The organism is Streptomyces iconiensis (assembly GCF_028657195.3).
In the GTDB taxonomy this organism is placed as follows: domain Bacteria; phylum Actinomycetota; class Actinomycetes; order Streptomycetales; family Streptomycetaceae; genus Streptomyces; species Streptomyces iconiensis.
In genome coordinates this window covers 42,758-60,666 of record NZ_JANCPR020000029.1, presented here as the reverse complement: position 1 = coordinate 60,666, position 17,909 = coordinate 42,758, and the positions used below count along the sequence as shown (strand labels likewise).

At 66.6% G+C, this 17,909-nt stretch carries 11 protein-coding genes and 6 pseudogenes; 7 read left to right on the top strand and 10 right to left on the bottom strand.

Going from position 1 to position 17,909, the window contains the following annotated elements; translation table 11 throughout:
* Nucleotides 1-16: 16 nt before the first annotated feature.
* The 6 genes and pseudogenes from NMN56_RS43335 to NMN56_RS26490 all read right to left on the bottom strand — a co-directional run.
* A pseudogene (locus NMN56_RS43335) lies at nucleotides 17-274 on the bottom strand (methyltransferase, FxLD system); the annotation flags it as partial.
* A 241-nt stretch (nucleotides 275-515) separates the two neighbouring features.
* A pseudogene (locus NMN56_RS26510) lies at nucleotides 516-1,156 on the bottom strand (response regulator).
* 24 nt (nucleotides 1,157-1,180) lie between these two features.
* Nucleotides 1,181-1,303 (bottom strand): annotated as a pseudogene (locus tag NMN56_RS26505) (IS3 family transposase); the annotation flags it as partial.
* A gap of 84 nt (nucleotides 1,304-1,387) precedes the next feature.
* Entirely contained in the window at nucleotides 1,388-2,368 is a 981-nt protein-coding gene (locus tag NMN56_RS26500; RefSeq protein ID WP_274043175.1) for a beta-ketoacyl-ACP synthase III, read from the bottom strand.
* A gap of 127 nt (nucleotides 2,369-2,495) precedes the next feature.
* Nucleotides 2,496-4,553 (bottom strand): pyridoxamine 5'-phosphate oxidase family protein, encoded by a 2,058-nt coding sequence (locus tag NMN56_RS26495; RefSeq protein WP_274043174.1) that lies wholly within the window; start codon nucleotides 4,551-4,553, stop codon nucleotides 2,496-2,498.
* A gap of 46 nt (nucleotides 4,554-4,599) precedes the next feature.
* Nucleotides 4,600-4,965: a YbfB/YjiJ family MFS transporter gene (locus tag NMN56_RS26490; RefSeq protein WP_274043173.1), complete on the bottom strand. Its 366-nt coding sequence runs from the start codon at nucleotides 4,963-4,965 to the stop codon at nucleotides 4,600-4,602.
* 76 nt (nucleotides 4,966-5,041) lie between these two features.
* Between NMN56_RS26490 and NMN56_RS26485 the strand changes: the two genes are divergently transcribed.
* Nucleotides 5,042-5,629, top strand: coding sequence for a TetR/AcrR family transcriptional regulator (locus NMN56_RS26485; protein WP_274043172.1), 588 nt, complete (start codon nucleotides 5,042-5,044; stop codon nucleotides 5,627-5,629).
* A gap of 40 nt (nucleotides 5,630-5,669) precedes the next feature.
* Here NMN56_RS26485 and NMN56_RS26480 read toward each other — a convergent pair.
* The 3 genes and pseudogenes from NMN56_RS26480 to NMN56_RS26470 all read right to left on the bottom strand — a co-directional run.
* Nucleotides 5,670-5,879 (bottom strand): annotated as a pseudogene (locus NMN56_RS26480) (NF041680 family putative transposase); the annotation flags it as partial.
* Nucleotides 5,880-5,979: 100 nt separating this feature from the next.
* A pseudogene (locus NMN56_RS26475) lies at nucleotides 5,980-6,837 on the bottom strand (alpha/beta fold hydrolase); the annotation flags it as partial.
* Nucleotides 6,838-7,247: 410 nt separating this feature from the next.
* Complete coding sequence (locus NMN56_RS26470) at nucleotides 7,248-8,405, bottom strand: methyltransferase domain-containing protein (protein ID WP_274043171.1); 1,158 nt, start codon at nucleotides 8,403-8,405, stop codon at nucleotides 7,248-7,250.
* A 382-nt stretch (nucleotides 8,406-8,787) separates the two neighbouring features.
* Between NMN56_RS26470 and NMN56_RS26465 the strand changes: the two genes are divergently transcribed.
* Entirely contained in the window at nucleotides 8,788-9,381 is a 594-nt protein-coding gene (locus NMN56_RS26465) for a class I SAM-dependent methyltransferase (RefSeq protein WP_274043170.1), read from the top strand.
* Between the two features lie 39 nt (nucleotides 9,382-9,420).
* On the opposite strand, the pseudogene NMN56_RS26460 reads toward NMN56_RS26465, so the two are convergent.
* Nucleotides 9,421-10,276 (bottom strand): annotated as a pseudogene (locus tag NMN56_RS26460) (IS5 family transposase).
* A gap of 1,113 nt (nucleotides 10,277-11,389) precedes the next feature.
* Between NMN56_RS26460 and NMN56_RS26455 the strand changes: the two are divergent.
* The 5 genes from NMN56_RS26455 to NMN56_RS26435 all read left to right on the top strand — a co-directional run bounded on the left by NMN56_RS26455 (nucleotide 11,390) and on the right by NMN56_RS26435 (nucleotide 17,894).
* Nucleotides 11,390-12,373 (top strand): L-histidine N(alpha)-methyltransferase, encoded by a 984-nt coding sequence (locus NMN56_RS26455; RefSeq protein WP_274043169.1) that lies wholly within the window; start codon nucleotides 11,390-11,392, stop codon nucleotides 12,371-12,373.
* Nucleotides 12,374-12,625: 252 nt separating this feature from the next.
* On the top strand, nucleotides 12,626-13,477 hold the full coding sequence (locus NMN56_RS26450) for an EamA family transporter (RefSeq protein WP_274043168.1): 852 nt from the start codon (nucleotides 12,626-12,628) through the stop codon (nucleotides 13,475-13,477).
* Nucleotides 13,478-13,852: 375 nt separating this feature from the next.
* Nucleotides 13,853-15,007, top strand: a complete 1,155-nt coding sequence (locus NMN56_RS26445) for a sulfotransferase family protein (RefSeq protein WP_274043167.1) — start codon at nucleotides 13,853-13,855, stop codon at nucleotides 15,005-15,007.
* Between the two features lie 35 nt (nucleotides 15,008-15,042).
* A complete protein-coding gene (locus tag NMN56_RS26440) occupies nucleotides 15,043-16,257 on the top strand; it encodes an ABC transporter substrate-binding protein (protein ID WP_283742511.1) in 1,215 nt (404 codons plus the stop codon).
* Complete coding sequence (locus NMN56_RS26435) at nucleotides 16,257-17,894, top strand: thiamine pyrophosphate-binding protein (protein WP_274043165.1); 1,638 nt, start codon at nucleotides 16,257-16,259, stop codon at nucleotides 17,892-17,894. The genes NMN56_RS26440 and NMN56_RS26435 overlap by 1 nt, the downstream gene beginning before the upstream one ends.
* Nucleotides 17,895-17,909: the final 15 nt, after the last annotated feature.

Here is a 17,909-nt window from a genome sequence, read left to right as displayed (position 1 = left end):
CCTGGATCGCCACGAACCCCGAGCGGATGAGCGCATCGGAACGCAAGTTGTCCCCCTCGCGGGCGAACGCGACCGTGCGGGCCAGACCACGAAACCGCAGCGGCACCAAGGGCCGCCCGCCCGCGGCCAGCTGGTCCTGCCACGCCGCCACCACATCGGCGGCACCGACAGTGACGATGATCAGGTCGAACCCGCCGGCCGGAGCGTCCGCAAGCGGCTCGGCGCCGTCCGCCTGCCGAGTGCGCACCTGTAGGATCCGCGATTCCGTTAGCACTGAGTACTGCGGAAACGCTGAAATCCACACCTCACAAGCAGCGCCACTGTCGATGCTCGGTGGGCAAGACCGATGCTCCCACCTGTGGGCCTAGTGACTGACTGTAGGCGTCCACCGGGCAGGGGCAGAAGCGGTCGAACCAGAATGCAGTTACCGGCGGTGCGACCCGCCGTGGGACTTCGAGGAGCGGGGTATTGCGGGTGATGCCGGTGTGCACACCAGAGCCTGGGACGCTTCGGGCTCAGCCCAGAATGCCGCGGTCGTATCCCACCGCCACCGCGGCTGCCCGGTCCTTCACCCCCAACTTGCCGTACAGATGGGTGAGATGGGTCTTGACCGTGGCCTCGCTGATGAACAGCTCCCGGGCGATGTCGCGGTTCGCAGTGCCCTTAGCGACCAGTTCGAGCACCTCGCACTCGCGGGCGGAGAGCGTCTCGCCCGCTGGACTGGCCGGCTCCGCACCGCGGAGACGAGGCGGGACGCCACGGCGGGCGACAGGACGGTGCGGCCTTCGGCGGCCGCGCGGACCGTGGTGAACAGCTCGTCGCGGGGCGCGTCCTTGAGCAGATAGCCGGTGGCGCCCGCCTCGATCGCGGGGATCGTGTCGGCGTCGGTGTCGTACGTGGTGAGGACGAGGACCTTGGCGCGGCAGCCGCGCCGGGTGAGCTCGGCGATCGCCTCGACACCGCTGCCGGCGGGCATGCGCAGGTCCATGAGGACGACGTCCGGGTCGAGACGCAGGGCGAGTTCGACTGCCTCGACTCCGCCTGCCGCCTCGCCGAGCACGTCGAAGCCGGGTTCGGATGCGAGCATGCCGCGCAGGCCGTCGCGGACGACGGGGTGGTCGTCGACGATCAGCAGGGTGATGGCCCGGTCAGTCATGGTGAACCAACGGTACGCGGGCGCTGATCTGTCGTAGGAGTCCGCGACGGAGCCGACCGACGCGGAGGCGCCGATGTCCGCGAGCCGGTCGGTGTACCGGATCGATACATATTGGGACCCGCGGTCGCTGTGATGAATGAGGCCGGCCGTCACAGGACATGAACAAAGCCAGACGACAGAGCGGGCCGACGAGGCCGCGGTAGCGACGAGCAGCAAGTGCGGGGAGAACTGTCACAGGCTGCCCTCTTCGGACGGATATTGCGGTGCGGCGACCACGAGGCCCGCGTAGGAGAAACCCCCACCGAAGCCAAACAGGAGAAGGGGCGCACCGGACGGGATCGAGTGCTGCCGGAGTAGTTTCGACAGAGCCAGGGGGATACTTGCCGCGGACGTGTTACCTGATTCCTGGACGTCGGTTGCGACGACCGCGTCCGTCAAGTGAAGTTGGTCGGCAAGGTGCTCAACGATGCGGAGATTCGCCTGATGCGGGATGAACGCCGCCACCTGGTCAGGACGGAGGTTCGCGGCTTCCAGTGCTTTTCTGGCGTGAGGGGCGGCTTCTGTGATCGCCCAGCGGAACACCTTGCGGCCTTCCTGGACGAAAGTGCCCTCCGGCGCCTCGATGCGCGCCGCGTCGGCGAGGCCGGGCACAGTGCCCCAGACGATGGGTCCGAACGTGTCCTCCGCGCTCGCGCGGAGGACAACAGCGCCTGCGCCATCACCGACAAGGATGCAGGTGGAGCGGTCGGTGAAGTCGGTGACGTCTGTCATCCGCTCGGCGCCGACCACGATGACGGTGCGCGTGGCGCCGCCGGCGAGCAGTTGCCGGGCAGTCTCCAGTGCGTGGACGAATCCGGAGCAGGCGGCATTGACGTCGAATCCTGCCGCGCCCGTCAGGCCCAAGGACTCGATGACTCTCCCGGCCGTACTGGGTGAACGGTTCACATTCGAGCAGGTCGCGACGATCACCAGGTCGACTTCTTCACCGTGGACACGGGCATCAGCGAGAGCAGCGCGGGCTGCCTCGGACGCCATGTCGGCGACGGACTCAGTGTCCGCGAAGCGCCGGCTGACGATCCCGACGCGCTGTCTGATCCATTCGTCGTTGGTATCGACCATGCGCGCGATCTCGTCGTTGCTCACCACCCGCGGGGGTTGGTAATGGCCTACGCCCACGATTCGGGCTCCCGGCTGCGACGACGACGTAGTCATTTCAACTCTGCTTTTCTGCTGTTTCGAGAAGGGGACCTGCGGTGTCCCCGGGATGGGTCAAGGCGGGGCGCCAACTGGCCTCACCCACCCCGTGGACGGGTTCCGGGGGAGGTTGACCGGGCCTACGTCAGTAGTCGAACTTCTCGAACTGCACGTATTCCCCTGCCGTCCATTCCAGGACCGACCTCCTCAGGCCGGGACCTGTACACACATAGAAACGCCGCCGAGCCGCTGAGCCCTTGGTCAGAACGTCGTTCTTCTGGATCCGTCGGGTGCGTACTACTGTGCCGAGCCGGCGGATCCTGTCGATTTCTGCGTTTTGTTTTCCGTCGACCGATCGGGTCACGAACAGCTCCGTTACCGCTCCCAGGCCGTCGACTTTTTCCAGGACGTCGACTGCCAGCGGCAGGTCATCCGTTTTCAGGCTCCAGAGGATTCTCATCCTCCGGCCGGATTCCAGCACGGGCTGCGCCTGCGCCATGAGAGGTGTGATTCCTACTCCAGCAGCCACCACGATGATGTCGTCATCGGTGCGCGACCCCTTGGCTGCGTCGGCGTACCTCACCTCTTCTTCGCCGCCGAAGTCCAAAACGGTGGCGGAAAGCGGCGCACCGGGCTTCCACTTGGCCAGGAGTGACGTGACTGGCCCGTTCCTCCGGACAGTGACCTCGAATTCGGCCCCGCTCAGCGGTCCGCGGTGTTCCGTTCCTGCGGTGCGTTCTTCAGGGGTGGGAAGCGTTGGGCTCGAGATGGTGAAGGCCCGGATGTAATCGTCGTTGAGTGAGCGGGGGTCGTGGTCGCGCATGTGTGACCATCCGCGATCGAGCGTGGCGGAAAAATCAAGAGTGACGTGCTGCCCCGCGCGCCATGGTTCGAGCTGCTGGAACTCTGCGCTCGACCGTGGGGTGGACAGATCGGGGGCGAGCCGGAAGGTGTATCGCGAGATCGTCGGCGTCAGATGGTGTGCGCGGATCAATGTCGCCGTAGCCTTCCCCACCGGTCGGCCGTCCGCGTCGACGCTGTCGGCTGAGCGGGACTCCGCTCCGCTGATTTCGTGAGCCAACCTGCGTACCGGCGGGTTGTAGGGCGACTGGTCCAGCAGTTGTCCACGGAACGGCAGCCCGTCCTTCACGAATCGAGCCGCCTCCACCCGCACCCGGACAGCGAGTTTGCTGTGCGGGATCATGGATGCGGCGTCGGCGCCGGCCAAGATCTCTGCCCGTCCTGACAGGTAGAGGACGTCGCCGGTTTCGAAGTCGGGAAAAGTAATTCCCACAGCAGGGTCGGACTTGATGTTTCCCAATGTCTGGAACAAGCGATTCCCCGAATACTCGGGATACACCAGAACGACACCGTCTGCATCGGAGTTCGTGTGTACTCGCGCGAACCCGGGAGCCCCACCCCGGTTGTTGGTGTCCATGCTCTCAGCGCCGTGCCTGCTTGAGATGAAAAAGAGGTCGGACTTGGCGATGAGTTGCACCGCCTCGGGCGGCAGCGGAAGCCGGTCGCCGACCAGGTGAGGAGATGCTTCACGAGGCTGGACGGTTTTCCTGTTCAGGTACTTCGGGCAGTTCCCCAGTGTCTCGTCCACAGCGAGGGCCACCTGCACTTCCGCAGGCCCCCCAGCCCTCCCGGCCACCGTATTCTCCTCCAACGGCCTGGCCAGAACCGCTCCGCCGAGCACTCTCCCGGCAATTTTGACCCGCGTCCTGGTTTCCAGGTCGATCACCAGGCCGGCGGCCAGCCTTCCCCCGTCCTCGTGCCTGACGAGGAGCCCGTCGCGGTCGCGCCCTTCCTCATCCCTCTCCTGCTCCTCGCTGCTTGCTCGGTGCATGTGGCCGTCCTCGTCGGAGAACAGCGCCTCCAGTGCCGGGTCATATCCGAGCGTGCCCTCACTTCGTCCCCCGGGCTGGTGCGCGACGTGAGCCAGCGAAGTCACCTTCAACACGCCTCTGGCCAAGGGAAGTGTGGTACCTGGTTGTCCGCCGAGCACCGTTGTCCATACGCGGCCGTTCCTGTCGACCGCCCCCAGTGCGATGAGAGGGCTCTGCGTCATCCAGGGCACGTACTCCATGGGCAGCCCGGGAGCCGTGGGATTGAATTCGTACGGCACCTTGAGAAGCCGGTGCATGGCTTCTTCACCCTCGTGCCACTGGGGCCGCGAGTGCGAAAGATTCGTCGTCATAGGCTCTTCTCCTCCCACGGTGGTTCTGCGAGAACCGCTGGGCTGTTCATCGTCGAGAACCCATGTTCTGGGCGTTGGTCCCCAAAGGTGCCTCGGTGCGGGGTTCCGGCCTGCTCGGGATCGCCGAAAGCACAGCCGCGCCGGCACTCAGGAGGGCGGTCCACGCCAGTGGCGCGGCGGTGGCGGCCATTCCCCAACGGAAGACGCTCGCGGTGCCCCACCTGCGTACCAAGGCAGCAGTCGGCACCGCACCCACCACGTAACCGAGTCCGTTCGCGGTGCTCAATGCGCCCGCGTCGGCAAGGGTCCACCCCAGATCACCCTGCATCGCCAGCACGAGCAGTCCGTAGGCGAAGCGGGCAAGTCCCAGCGCTGACGCGGTCCCCAGCGCCAGCCGCGCGGCGGTGGCCATACCCACTCCCAGGATCGAACCGACCAGTACCATCTGAGGCTAGCACGACGATCGAACCGGTTGGTACCATCACCTCATGCCTGTTGCCAAAGGTTCGACCATCGACCCCGAGCGAACCCGCGCCACGATCGTGCACGCGGCCACCCAGGTGCTGTACGAGCGAGGGCTGGACGGCATCGGGGTGGCGGAACTCTGCGCACGTCTTGGCGTGTCCAAGGAGACGCTCTACCGGCACTTCGGCACCAAGGACGGGCTGGTGCACGCCGTGCTCGACACGCGAAGCGACCGGGTCATCCACTGGCTGACGGATACGGTCTCATCGAGCGGAGACCGTCCTGCCGACCAGCTCACAGCTCTGTTCCGGGCTCTCCAGGGCTGGTACGACGGTCGTGAGTTCCGCGGCTGTGCGTTGATCAACGCCGCCGCGCAACACCACACCGACGCCGTCCGCGCCATCGCCGCGCGCCATGTCGAGCGTTACCTCGAACTGCTCACCGGCATCGCCAAGCAGGCCGGCGCCGACGATCCGCACCGCCTCGCGCTGCAACTGCTCATTCTTGCGGAGGGTGCCACCGTCGTGGCCGACCATCACGGCTCTGCGCGGGCGGGTGAGCTGGCTTGCCGGGCCGCCCTGGCTCTCCTCGCCGCTGCGGAGCGATCCTGACCAGTCCCGCGGGTCGAGCCCCAGCGAAGGAGTTCTTTATCTACCAAGATCTTCCGGGCTTGCCGATGGCTTTGAGGGTCTCGGGACGTTTGACGGTTTTGCCGACGTCGTAGCGGGGTGCCCTGTGTCTGTTCTTGGAGCCGGGTGGCCGTCCGGGGCCGGCGCCTTGGGGTTTGGGAACACGGGCTGGACACAGCATGTGGGGACGGATGTTCCTGAACCCGCGGCGAACACGGGCCGGGGTCGACCGCATGCCTGGATCTTCCTCGCCAGGTGCCGCGCTTAGCCGACCGGGGATCGAGGTTACGTCCCCGCCCCTGGTCGGGCGCGGGCGTCCGTGGCCAGGGTGGGTCGAGAACGGCCGCGGCCAGGGGTGCGTGGACCGCGCGGGGCAGAGCGTGCCCCATTCCCGGTATCTCCACCAGCCGTGCCCCGGCGATCACTTGGGCAAGATGGTCGGGGTGCGGCGCGGGGAAGACGGGCTCGGCCGGGGCGGAGATAACCAGGGTCGGCACCTCGGTGCGCGCAAGTTCCTCGGTGCGGTCCATGCCGGAGTGGTCCGCGCGCCCGTGGGTCATGGGCGCCTCGTAGCGCCCGGCGTGCTCGATGATGCGGCGCTCCAAGGTCCGGAACTCCTGGGAGTCGAAGGGGACCTGATCGCCGTTGAGCAGCCGCCAGTGCTCTACGCGATGGTCCAGCTCGCCCTCCGGGCCACGGTCCTCGTGGGGGTGGGACCACAGTTCGAGCACCCGTGCGTCGATGGGCGGCAGTCGGTCTACGGGAGTTCGGGAGCCGTCCGGGTGCGACAGTGGGGTGCTGCTGAGAGCGCCGGCGCCCATCACTGCCGCGCTGAGCAGCCGTTCGGGGTGATCGGCGATCAGCAGTTGGGTGAGCATGCCGCCCAGGGAGTGACCGACGATGTGCGCCCGCTCCACTTCGTACGCGTCGAGGACGGCGATCGCGTCCGAGGCGAGGTCGACGATGCGGTACGGGTGCGTGTCGAAACTCAAGCTGGAGCGGCCGGTGTCCCGGTGGTCGTAGCGGACGACGCGGTGGCGCATGGCCAACGCGTCAACCAGTCCCTCCGGCCAGCCCAGCCCAGACGCCCCGGCCACCATGATCAGCAACAGGGTGGAATCCCGGGGGGCGCCGCGCACCTCGGACCACAGCCGCACCGCCGGGTCGACCTGGACAGACCGCTGATTCATGGCACCGCTCCCTACATCCACGATGCGACGGCGAGACGAGCCGTCTCGTCATCTTGCGTCGTCATCATGACGCACACTTCCGATTTGATGCAATACGACTCGTCTCGTCTCGTTGCTGACCGGACACTCGAAGGGGTGCCAGAACTCATCTCGACACCTTCTGAACCCCGTCGCACACGAGCCGTGTGCGCCATCCGGTCCGCCCCGGCGGCGACAAACCATGTGCCTGACACAGGCGAGCAAGCATTACTCTGCGTGACGCCCGAAGATAAAGCACAAGCTGACTGCCAGGGAACTCTTCAGGGCGGCCACCCGCGAGGTACCGGGGCGGTGAAGGCTGGGCCGGGGCCGGCTGGTGGCTGCGGTCCGTCGAGGGCCGGGCGGACCACCGTGGCTTCGCGCTGCGCGTGTCACTGCTGCAACGGCGTGCTGGGCTGGTCGATCCACAGTCGCTGGCGGCCGTCGTCGTCCACGGTGATTCCGTGCCGGTCGATACCGGGGCGTCCGCTCTCACTCCATCCCCGGTACGCGGTCTCGATCTCCTCCCACAGTCGTCGGGGGCCGTGCTGGGCGACGCGGAAACAGCTGGCGTCCGATCCGTCGTAGTCGACGGCGGCCCAGGACGTCGCCTCCTCGTCGGCGACCCACAGCCGGGTGTGTGCCTCCTCGACCCCGGTGTCCCAGGAGTGCCAGGCGCCGGGCACGCGCAACCCGATGGCGAACTGCGCGGCCAGGTCCTCGCCCGCCACCCGCCAGGGCGACAGCGTGGTGCCGGTCACGGCGGGGACGTCGCGGGGTCCCCGGGCGTCGGCCAGGGAGGCGACCGTCCGGCCGCGCAGCCCCATGTAGGAACCGCCGGGGTGGAAGCGGCCCTCGGCCCGGTCGCGGTGCCGGTCAAGGACGAGGGTGCCGTACGGCAGCCAGGCCGTCGCGAACGGCGTGACGATGCGGCCCCCGTACCGGACCTGGGCGGTCCACGCGGCCGGGACGGTGCTGTGGACCGCGACCGTGGACAGGATCCGCGCGTACGGGGCGCCTGGCTGGTGGCCGCCGGTGCCGTCGGTCGCGGCCAGGGTGGGCTCGTAGCCCGCCGTGCGGAGCCGCTCCTTCGCGTCGTGGACGAGACCGGAGTCGATGTCGATGCTGGTGACCTGCGCGGCGCCGAGCCGATGGCACAGCAGCGCGGCGTGGAATCCGGTGCCGGTGCCCACTTCCAGGACCGGTCCGTCGTCGTCGAGTTGGGCCAGTTCCAGCATGCGCAGCATGGTGCTCGGCGCGGACGCCGCGGAGGTGGGTTCCTGGAAGCCGTCAGGGCCGGTGGCGAGTTGCACGACGAGGGTCTGATCGCGGTAGGCGGCCCGCCACCAGCGGTCCGGCTCCCTGCCCCGGTCGCAGGAGGCGTAGCCGCCCGCCCCGTCGCGCAGCCACAGCCGCTCGGGCAGGAACCGGTGCCGCGGGACCGCATGGAACGCGCGCACCCACTCGCCCGGGACCGGGTATTCCAGCCGCTGCTCGCACTCGGCGAGCAGCCGCGCCGTGCCGGCCCCGGCCGGGGCGCTCAGGGTCACTTCTGGTCCGGGCCGGGCTGGGGCTCGGACGGGGGCACCGGGCGGCCCGGCTGGTCCCCGTCGTCCCCGATCGGTGAGCGGTGTTTGCCGTCCATGGCGCCTCTCTTGCTCAGCGTGCCCGAACCGTATCGTCGCCGTTCGTCGCGGGACAGGCGCACGGGCGGAGCACAGGAGCACCGCTTCAGGGGCATGTTCGCGTGGCGCCCACTCCGGGACGGGGCCGTCGCGTGTGCGACGCCCGCTACCGTCCACCTGGGCGCAAGGTCCCCTCGCCTACCCCGTCGGGCAGTGGTCCGCCGAACAGCGACGGGCCTGGCGCCGGGGCGAACTGGCCGACCGGCTCCCGAGTTGCTGTCCGGAGCAGGCATGGTATGGGGTCCGCGTGTCGTCGGCAGGCCCGAGCCGAAGCGCCGGTTTCGAGGTCGTCGCCGCCGACTCGTCCCCCGCCGCGACGGCCCTCGCCCAGGAAGCGGACGACGGTCTCGGCGTCACGTACCTGACGGCACCCGCGGAGCAACTCGGCCTGCCGGACGACTCCTTCGACCTCCTGTACTGCGCCGACACCCTCGAGATCACCGAACGGCCGGACGCGGTTCTCGCGGAGACGGCACGCGTGCTGCGCCCCGGTGGAACCTTCGTCTACGACACCGTGAACCGCACCCTCATCGCTCGCCTCATCTACCTCGGCGCCTTCCAAGCTTTCCCTGGCACACGGATCATGCCCCGCGGCCGCTACGCCGCGCACCGGCTGCGCCGCCCGGCAGACCTCGCCGAGGCCCTCGACCAGGCGGGGCTGTCCGCGCAGGACGTCTCGGCGTTCAAGCCGCGCGACGTACGCAGCCTGGTACGCGTGACGCGCGGGCGCAGGCGCGGCACGCTGACCGACGAGCAACTGTCGGAGCTGGTCGACATGGTGCTCGAGCCTGAGGGCAGCCCGGTGGTGACATATCTGGGCCACGCGATCCACCCGGCATGAGCCACCGCCCGGTCCCGGTCCGGTCACCCATGGCGCACCTCAGAATGGCGTCGGTAGCTTTTGCCCAGCCGGCCTTGCTACGACGGAACCCGATGACGAAGTGGCCTTCTTCAGCCGTCGCCAGCAGATGAGACTGCAGGCCAACGAGACGAAGGCGTCGTGGAGTTCGCGGCGCCGTTCCCAGCGCACGGCCAGTCGTTTGAACTGGTGGAGCAGGGCGAAGGTCTGCTCGACGACGTAGCGGAGCCTGCCCAGACCCTTGATGTTCGGCCCCCCTTGCGGGAGATCACCGGCAGGATCCGGCGGCGCCGCAGTCGTACAGCCCTGGAGTCGTACGCCTTGTCACCCAGCAGGGAGTCGGGGCGTCGGCGCGGATGCCCCACCCGTCCGGCGATGGGCGGGACGCCGTCGGCCAGGGCCAGGGTCTGGGGGATGTCGTTGACGTTCCCCGCGGTGGTGACGGCATGCAGCGGGATGCTCCGGCCATCGCAGATCAGGTGGCGCTTGCTGCCCGTCTTGCGCCGGTCGACCGGCGATGGACCGGTCGCGGCTCCCCTTTTTCGCGCGGACATGGGAACCGTCCACGCAGGTGCGAGGCCAATCGGGCTCGCCGGCCGCGTTCAATTCTGCGAGCAACAGACGGTGCAACCCGGTCGAAAACGCCAGCCCGCTGCCACCGCTCCAGACGCCGCCAGCAGGTCTGTCCGAAGCCGAACCCCAGCTCCAGCGGCAGGAGTTGCCAAGCGATGTCCTCATGCAGGACGACCAGAATGCCCTGCAGACACCGCCGATCATCCACCGGCTTCGGACCTGGCGACCGTTCCGGCCAGGGCGGCAGCAGCGGCTCGATCAGCGCCCACAAGTCATCATCCACAATCAACGGCCGAGTCGTCACGCACCACGAACGGCCCGATCGGCACACAAGTCACGCCCCATCGGGACCGTTCAACAAGATCCTGTTACGAGCTCCAAGTATCGTTCCATCTTTCCGTTCTATCTGGAGGGTAATCAGGTACACGTCCTTCGGTCGGCAGAAAAGCCTGGCGGGTCGCACCAGATCGGTGGGAAAATTCTGCCCGCCGGGAAGAGTTTCGACTTTGGGTGCAAGGCAACGGACGATAAGTGCCGCCTCTGACTCAAGACCGTCACTGGCAACCACTGGTACGAGGCCACTCATATCGCACCCGTAGGTGACTTCACCACATCTGACATGACATCTGACATGCGGACTTGCTAACAACCGGTAACACAATGATGTGGGACGGCGCCGGTGGCCGTGCCAGTGTGGTGAGTTCGAAAAGCGTGGCGGCGTGCCTCCCTGGACTCAGACGGGCGCGCTTTCTGACCAGCAGGGGTTTCTGGATGGGTGGAGGTGCGTTACGCAGGGCGCGGCCCACCTCCGTAGCGGGGGACGGACCGTCTCGCGGTTCACCCCCAACGACGCGGCCAGCTCGCTCTTCGAGCGGCCGGCGTATCAGTGGACGTAGATCTCGGTGATGTCGACCGCGACGAACGTTCTCCTTGCCATCCGGGCTGCCATCGACCTTCGAAGGACATGCACAGCTCCGCGATGACCAGGTGCCCTCCGATCCTGAACGCCGCCGTACCCATGGCCAATCAGGAGAATTCAGGATGGGGAATTACGTGACGCTCAAACCACACCAGATGGGGAAAACTTGACCGTCGACAGATCCGAAAGCCACGATGCCAATGATCGTGGACTCGGCTGACAAGGGCCGCAAGAAGTGGACGGAAAGGTTCCCCGGAACACTTTCCAGATTGTTCTTGATGGCTGCCGCACCCCTACCGACCACTGAAAATAGCGACAACGGAAGATCGACTTACCAGTTGACACACCCGCGCACTGTTGCACAGGAGTCACCATGCTGGCACGCTAGCGAACGGCGGACGGTGACAACTCGATCAATTACGTCCACAAATGGCGTTCCCACTCGCGAGACCAGCACTGCCACATTCATCGGGCACTGACGTGATTGGATGACCTTCAATGAGTGCAATACGTGGTTTGATCGATGTGCGGGTAGATGATGCGACGAGTGGAATCCGAGACCTCATAGCGGGTCTTTCAAAAACTCCGCGCGTAATTCCGACGGTGTATGGGTACGACGAACGAGGGTCGGAAATATATGCGCAAATCTGCGACCTCAAAACTTACTATCCGTACCATGCCGAATGGGCGCTACTTACACGCAATATTGACTCAATTTGCGATCAAGCGGGCACCCGCGAAATAGTCGAATTAGGTTGTGGCACAGCCACAAAAACCGAACTTTTATTGAGTCGCATGGCCATCAATTCTCAAGCACCGCTAAGGTACGTGCCGATCGACGTGTCGGAAGAGATGCTGAGGAGGACATCCGTACGGCTCGCAGATTCCATTGAGAGCCTCGAGATCCACCCCATCGCTGGTGACTACCACAGCGGCCTGAGCATTGTCGGCCAGCGGCCGGAGGCATCGCGGTTGTTCTTGTTCATGGGCAGCTCACTGGGAAATATGAGCGAAGAGAAACGACGTGAGTTACTCGGCGACATAAGGTCGGCGGGCCGGCGCGGCGACCTTATGGCTATCGGCGTCGATTTCGACAAATCTCGCTCAACACTTGAGAATGCATACAACGATCCACCTGAATATGACCTATGGCACAATTTTTTGACCAATAGGCTAACATGCTTGAATCGCACGTTTGACGGTAACTTCGATCCGTCGGCGTTCGACAGCAGACTGACATACAATACGGACGCCTGTCGCATGGAAGCGCAGATCTGGCCACGGGTTGATGTCGAGTTCCGGCTCGACGGCCTGGATCTGCAAGGTGTGATCAAGGCAAATGAACGCGTGACTGTCGACACGTCGCACAAGTTCAAACCGGACGAGCTCAATGAACTGCTGAGTTCGACAGGCATGCGCATCATGGCCTCGTACGACGAGTCGGCCGTTAAGTACTCGCTGCTGCTCCTGGAAATGATGTGATACCAGATGGGTATGTAGACAAGCGGTCATTTGGCCGAGCAGGAAGCCACCAGCGCTCCCGCTGGCCAAGCAAGTTGACGCGGTCGCCCCCGGGCTCGGCAGGCCGTCTTGGTGAACGCGTGTTGGCTGGGAGATCACGGGAGCTTCACGATGACCGCTGGCACATCAGCGCGCAGGATGCCCGGCTTCATCGGCAGAATGGCGGGGCGCCGGGGCGGTGGGCGGACGGCGTCAGGGCCACCGGATCGCACGGTGCTCCTGCTGCTCGCGCTCTACGCATGCTGGGGCTCGGCGATTCCGGCGATGAAGCTCATGGTCGAGAGTGTGCCGCCGTTGGGCGGAGCGGCGCTCATCTTCCTGCTCGCCGGGATCGTGCTCCTCGGCGCCGCGCGCGGGCGTCCCCGGCCGACGGACGTACGACCACTGTGGTTCCTGGCGCTCGCCGGTGTGCTGCTGCTGGTGGGCGGACAAGGGCTCGCCACGGCAGCGCTTACTGCGGTGACCGCCAGCCTCGGGGCGATCCTCGCTGCAGCGATCCCGCTGTGGGTGGTGCTCCTGGGCGGGTTGATCGGAACGCGGGTATCGGTCGCGTCGCTGGTGCGCCTCGCGGCGGGGTTCGGCGGCATTGTGATCGTCGTGCTGACGGCACCAGGCAGTGCGATCGGCGGAGCGCCGTGGGCGGTCGCGGCATTCTGCGTCGCGCCGATCCTGTGGGCCGCGGGGAGCCTGCTGACGGCGAACGTCACCCAGCCGGTCGACCGAGTGGTCGCCAGCGCGGTTCAGTTGCTGGCCGGCGGGAGCGTGTTGCTGCTGGTCGCACTGTCGTTCGGTGAGTTCGACCCGACCGGGTGGTCGGACGTGAGCTGGACGTCGGCCGGGGCGGCGGTATTTCTGATCGTCTTCGACTCACTCGTCGGCTTCATGCTCTACACACGCCTGTTGGAAAGCACACCGGCGCCGCTGGTCAGCACCTACGCCTATATCACGCCGCTTGTCGGCGCCGCGATCGGCGCGACCATGCTTGACGAATCGCTCTGGGCCGGCGCATTCGTCGGCGGGGCCCTGGTGCTCGGCGCAGTCGCACTCGAACTGCGCAGGCGGTAAGGCCGAGAGCGTCACAGAGAATCGGCTCGTTTGCGGTAAAGCGTTCCTGCGTTCGGTGAATTCAGTCCGTTTGATCTTAGGGGGATCCGATGTGTGAATTCCAGGCGCAGGCAAGGGAATTCACTCTGTTCCGGCCGACCCTGCATCGGTCGATCCGTCTCGTGGCCGAAGCTTCTCGTGTCGAATCGTACGACAGGCGGCATCGCGCCGCGCCGGAGCTTAGAGTAAGGCGAACTCATCGGACGCGAAAGCGACTGACGATGACTTCGCATGCCGACCACCACATTTGACAGATACTCGTCGCACTCTTTCCTCGAACGCCGATACGTATGGCCGTCGCCGTTGTCGCGTCTTATCGCAATCGGGAGAGTTCACATGGTTTCAGCGGGAGATGTTTCAACCGAAAAGCCCGACCTGAACACAGCCACAATGATACAGAGCGCGCGCCAGGTAGTCGGCGACGACGAAACAGAACTCCACAACCTGGAGCCGTTGAAGCACCTTGTCCGCGCACTTGACGCAGAAGCGCGGCTGACACCGGCGGGACGCATCCGGGCACAGCGGTCGCTGATCCGGTCGCTGGTCGAGCAACTGGAGACCAGCCATCGGATCGCCGAGCGCCCCGAGATGACGAATCGGCTGTTGCGACCGATCATCATCACCGGGATGCTGCGCACCGGAACCACCTTTCTGCAACACTTGCTCGCTCAGCATCCCGGAATCCGGGCTCCGACGCTGTGGGAGATGATGGCCCCCGCCCGCCGCGACCCACCCGTGGAACTCATCACGCAGTGCGCGGCCTACATCGAGGAATACGATCGGATCGCCCCGAAATTCAAGCACATTCATCCGCTGCGCGCAGATCTTCCCGAGGAGTGCCATCGGCTGACAGGCAACACGTTCTGCGACCCGATTTTTGCACTGCGATATCACGTGCCCAGCTACGCGAAATGGCTGGACCGGCAATCCATGGTGCCGATTTACCGTTATCACCGCACGCAGTTGCAGATTCTGCTGGACCGGGCCCCCGGTGACCATGTTCTGCTCAAGGGGCCGTCGCACCTGTGGTATCTGGACGAACTGGCCGCGGTCTACCCGGACGCGTTGGTCGTCCGTATGCACCGCTCCCCCTCGGTGGCGCTGCCGAGCGTCTGCAGCCTGACCTCCGTCGTGCGCGGCGCCAGCGCGGACCCCGTGGACGACCATGAGATCGGCCGCTACTGGCTGGAACGGGTCACTCCGGTGCTCAAGGGCCTGCGCCGGGGAGCGGGTCCGTTCCAACGGCCACCACTGGACATCCGCTACGCCGACCTGGTCGCCGATCCCATGGCGGTGGTGGCCGGGATCTGTGCCGCTGCCGGGCTTCCGCTCACCGGGGCGGCACGCCAGCGCATGGACAGCTACCTCTCCTCCGGGGACGTGAAGGGGCAGCACACCTACCGCGCGGAGCAGTTCGGGCTCCGGGCAGGCCAGTTGGCCGACCGCTTCTCCGATTACCTCGACGAGTTCGCCATTCCGTCCGAAACCTGAGATCAAGGGAGTAGAAAGTGCCGCACAGTAGTCATTTGGAGCGTGCCCGAGTCCTGGCGCGTGACGTGAACGCGGACGTGGGTTCCGACCCGGTACGGATCGGAATCGTCACCCCACTGAGTGAACCCGGCGACAGCACGGCAGGCGAACTGGTCGTTCGGGGTGCCTGTCTGGGTGCGGAGTACGTGCGCGAGCACGGTGGTGCCCGCGACAACCGGGCGGTCGAGTTAGTGCTCTACGACGATCAGGCGACAGCGGCAGAGGAGGGCATGTTCCGCTCCGCGTCGGCGCAGATGACCAAGCTCGCCCTCGTCGACGACGTGGTCGCGGTGATGGGGCAGTGGCATCTGCGCACGACCCCATGGGTGGTCGACGTGGCGACGAAGTACAACGTCCCGATCTTCGTCGAGAACGGCTACAGCTCGATCACCGCGCAGAAGCGGAGCAATGTCTTCCGCTCGTACTTCAGCGTGGAGGACCGGGTGCCGTTGATGCTGGACTTCGCAGCCGTGCTGGGGCTCCGCACCGTGGGGATGGTGTGTGCCGACACCGCATTCGGCATCCACACCGGGGATGTCCTGGAACATTACGGCCGCACGCGGCACGGGATGGAGTTCCTGCGCCTGGACTACGAACAGGACGGCACACCGGACTTCGACGACCTGCTGGGAAAGGTCCGGGACTACCAGCCGGACCTGCTCATCAACGGCGGCGTGGTGCGGACCAACTACCAGATCATGCACGCCGCGGCGAAGGCCGGACTGCTGCCGGACACACCGTTGATGGTCCCCTTCAGTTATCCGCTGCGGTCCAACGACTTCTGGCGGCTGTCTGGGGCCGCAGGTGTCGGCGCGATGTGGCCCGCTATGCAGTATCGCCCGTCGTGGCCCGGGATGTCCGAGATCGGACGCTGGTTCACCGATCGCTATCGCCAGCGGTACGGGGAATTCCCGCCGGACACGGCGCTGACCCATTTCACCGATGTCACCATCGTCGCCGCCGCTAGCCGAGCGGCTAGGTCCACCGACCGGGCCGACATGATCGACGCGATGGAGGCCATGGAGTTCCCGACCTGGCGAGGCCCCATCCGCTACGAGCGCGGGCCGGCCCACTGGCACCATGCATCGCCCGATCTGGTGCTGCTCCAGTATCAGAAGCAGGGGCAGGGATTCGACGAATCAGCGATCGTCTACCCCCAGGACAAGGCCACGGCGCAATACGTTCCCGTGCGCTCAGCGACCGGACTCTGATGCCCGCGCCGAACCGGACAGTCGCCGAAACCCTGCTGCACAGCCTGCGGGCGCACGATGTGGACAGGATCTTCTGCGTGGCCGGGGAGAGCTATCTGCCGTTGCTCGACGCCCTGTACGACTCCGAGGTCGATGTGCTGGGGTGCCGGCACGAGGGCTCGGCCGGGTTCGCCGCCCTCGCCGATGCCAAGCTGACCGGCCGGGCGGGTGTGTGTCTGGTCAGCCGGGCCCCCGGCGCGGCCAACGCGGCTATCGCGGTGCACGCCGCGGCGGAGGACGCTACCGCGCTGGTGGTGCTGGTGGGTGATGTTCCCACCAGGGAGCTGGGGCGTGAGTCGTTCCAGTCCGGCAGGCCACTGGGCGACCTGACCAAAGCGGTGTTGACGCTGTATACCCCCGAGGCCACCGGCGAGACCGTCCGGCGGGCGTTCCGGGTGGCCGAGTCGGGGACACCGGGGCCGGTGGTGTTGCACGTACCGGAGGACGTGTTCGACCGCACCGGGGCCGACCAGCCGGCAGGCCGGGTCACGCTGGGGCACACGGTCCCCGGCGAACGAGACTTCGAATCAGTCCACGGCCTGCTCACCGCGGCCCGCCGACCGCTGCTGCTGGCCGGTTCGATGCTCGACACCGCGAGCGGCCGGACCCTGCTGCGGCAGACGTCCCAGCGGCACAGTCTCCCCGTGGTGACCAGCAACAAGAACCAGCACCTGCTGGAGAATCGCCATCGGTGCTACGCGGGCCACCTGCACAACTCCACACAGCCGCAGCAGCTCGCCGAGTTCGACCGCGCCGATCTCGTCCTTGCGGTGGGCACTCGGCTGGGGCAGATCTCGACGAGACGGCTGCGCTTCCCCCGCGGCCCAGAACCGGACCAGGCGCTGGTGCACGTCCACCCAGATCCGGCCCGAATCGGCCGGTACCACCGGGTCACCGCCGGGTTCGCGATGGATCCGGTGGACTTTCTCGGGCGACTGGACGCCGCCGGCCCGCCCCACCGGCTGCCGAACGGCCGCGACCGGTGGTGCGAGGGGCTGCACGCCCTCGAGGAGGACAACGCCCGGTGGGTCCCACCGGACTCCGGCGAGGTGACGGTCGGCGAGATCGCCTCGGCGCTGGACGAACTGACCGAGGGCGCCGTGACAGTGATCGTCGACTCCGGCACATTCACCAGTTGGACCTACCGCTTCCTCCGGTTCGCCCAGAGCGGCAGGCTGGTCGGCATCGACTCCAGCGCGATGGGGTTCGCTCCCGGAGCGGCGCTGGCCGTCGGGGCACGCACCCGCACGGTGCCCACCGTTGCGCTCGTCGGAGACGGCGGTTTCGTCATGAACGGCGGCGAGCTCGCGACCCTGTGCGAGCGGCGCCTCCCCGTGGTGTTCGTCGTGTCCGACAACGCCTCGCTCGGCACCATCCGGCTACACCAGCAGCAGCGCTACCCGGACCGCGGTATCGCCACCGACCTGGAGAACCCCGACTTCCCTCGACTGGCCCAGGCCTTCGGTGCGCTGGGGCTCGCTGCGACCACGGCTGACGAGGTGCGAACCGGTCTGGCCAAGGCGCTCGACCACCCGGGCCCCTCGCTCCTGTCAGTGCGCACCAGCCGCAAACACCTGACCCCCTACCACCACCTGTGACCGTCCGCCGGTGCC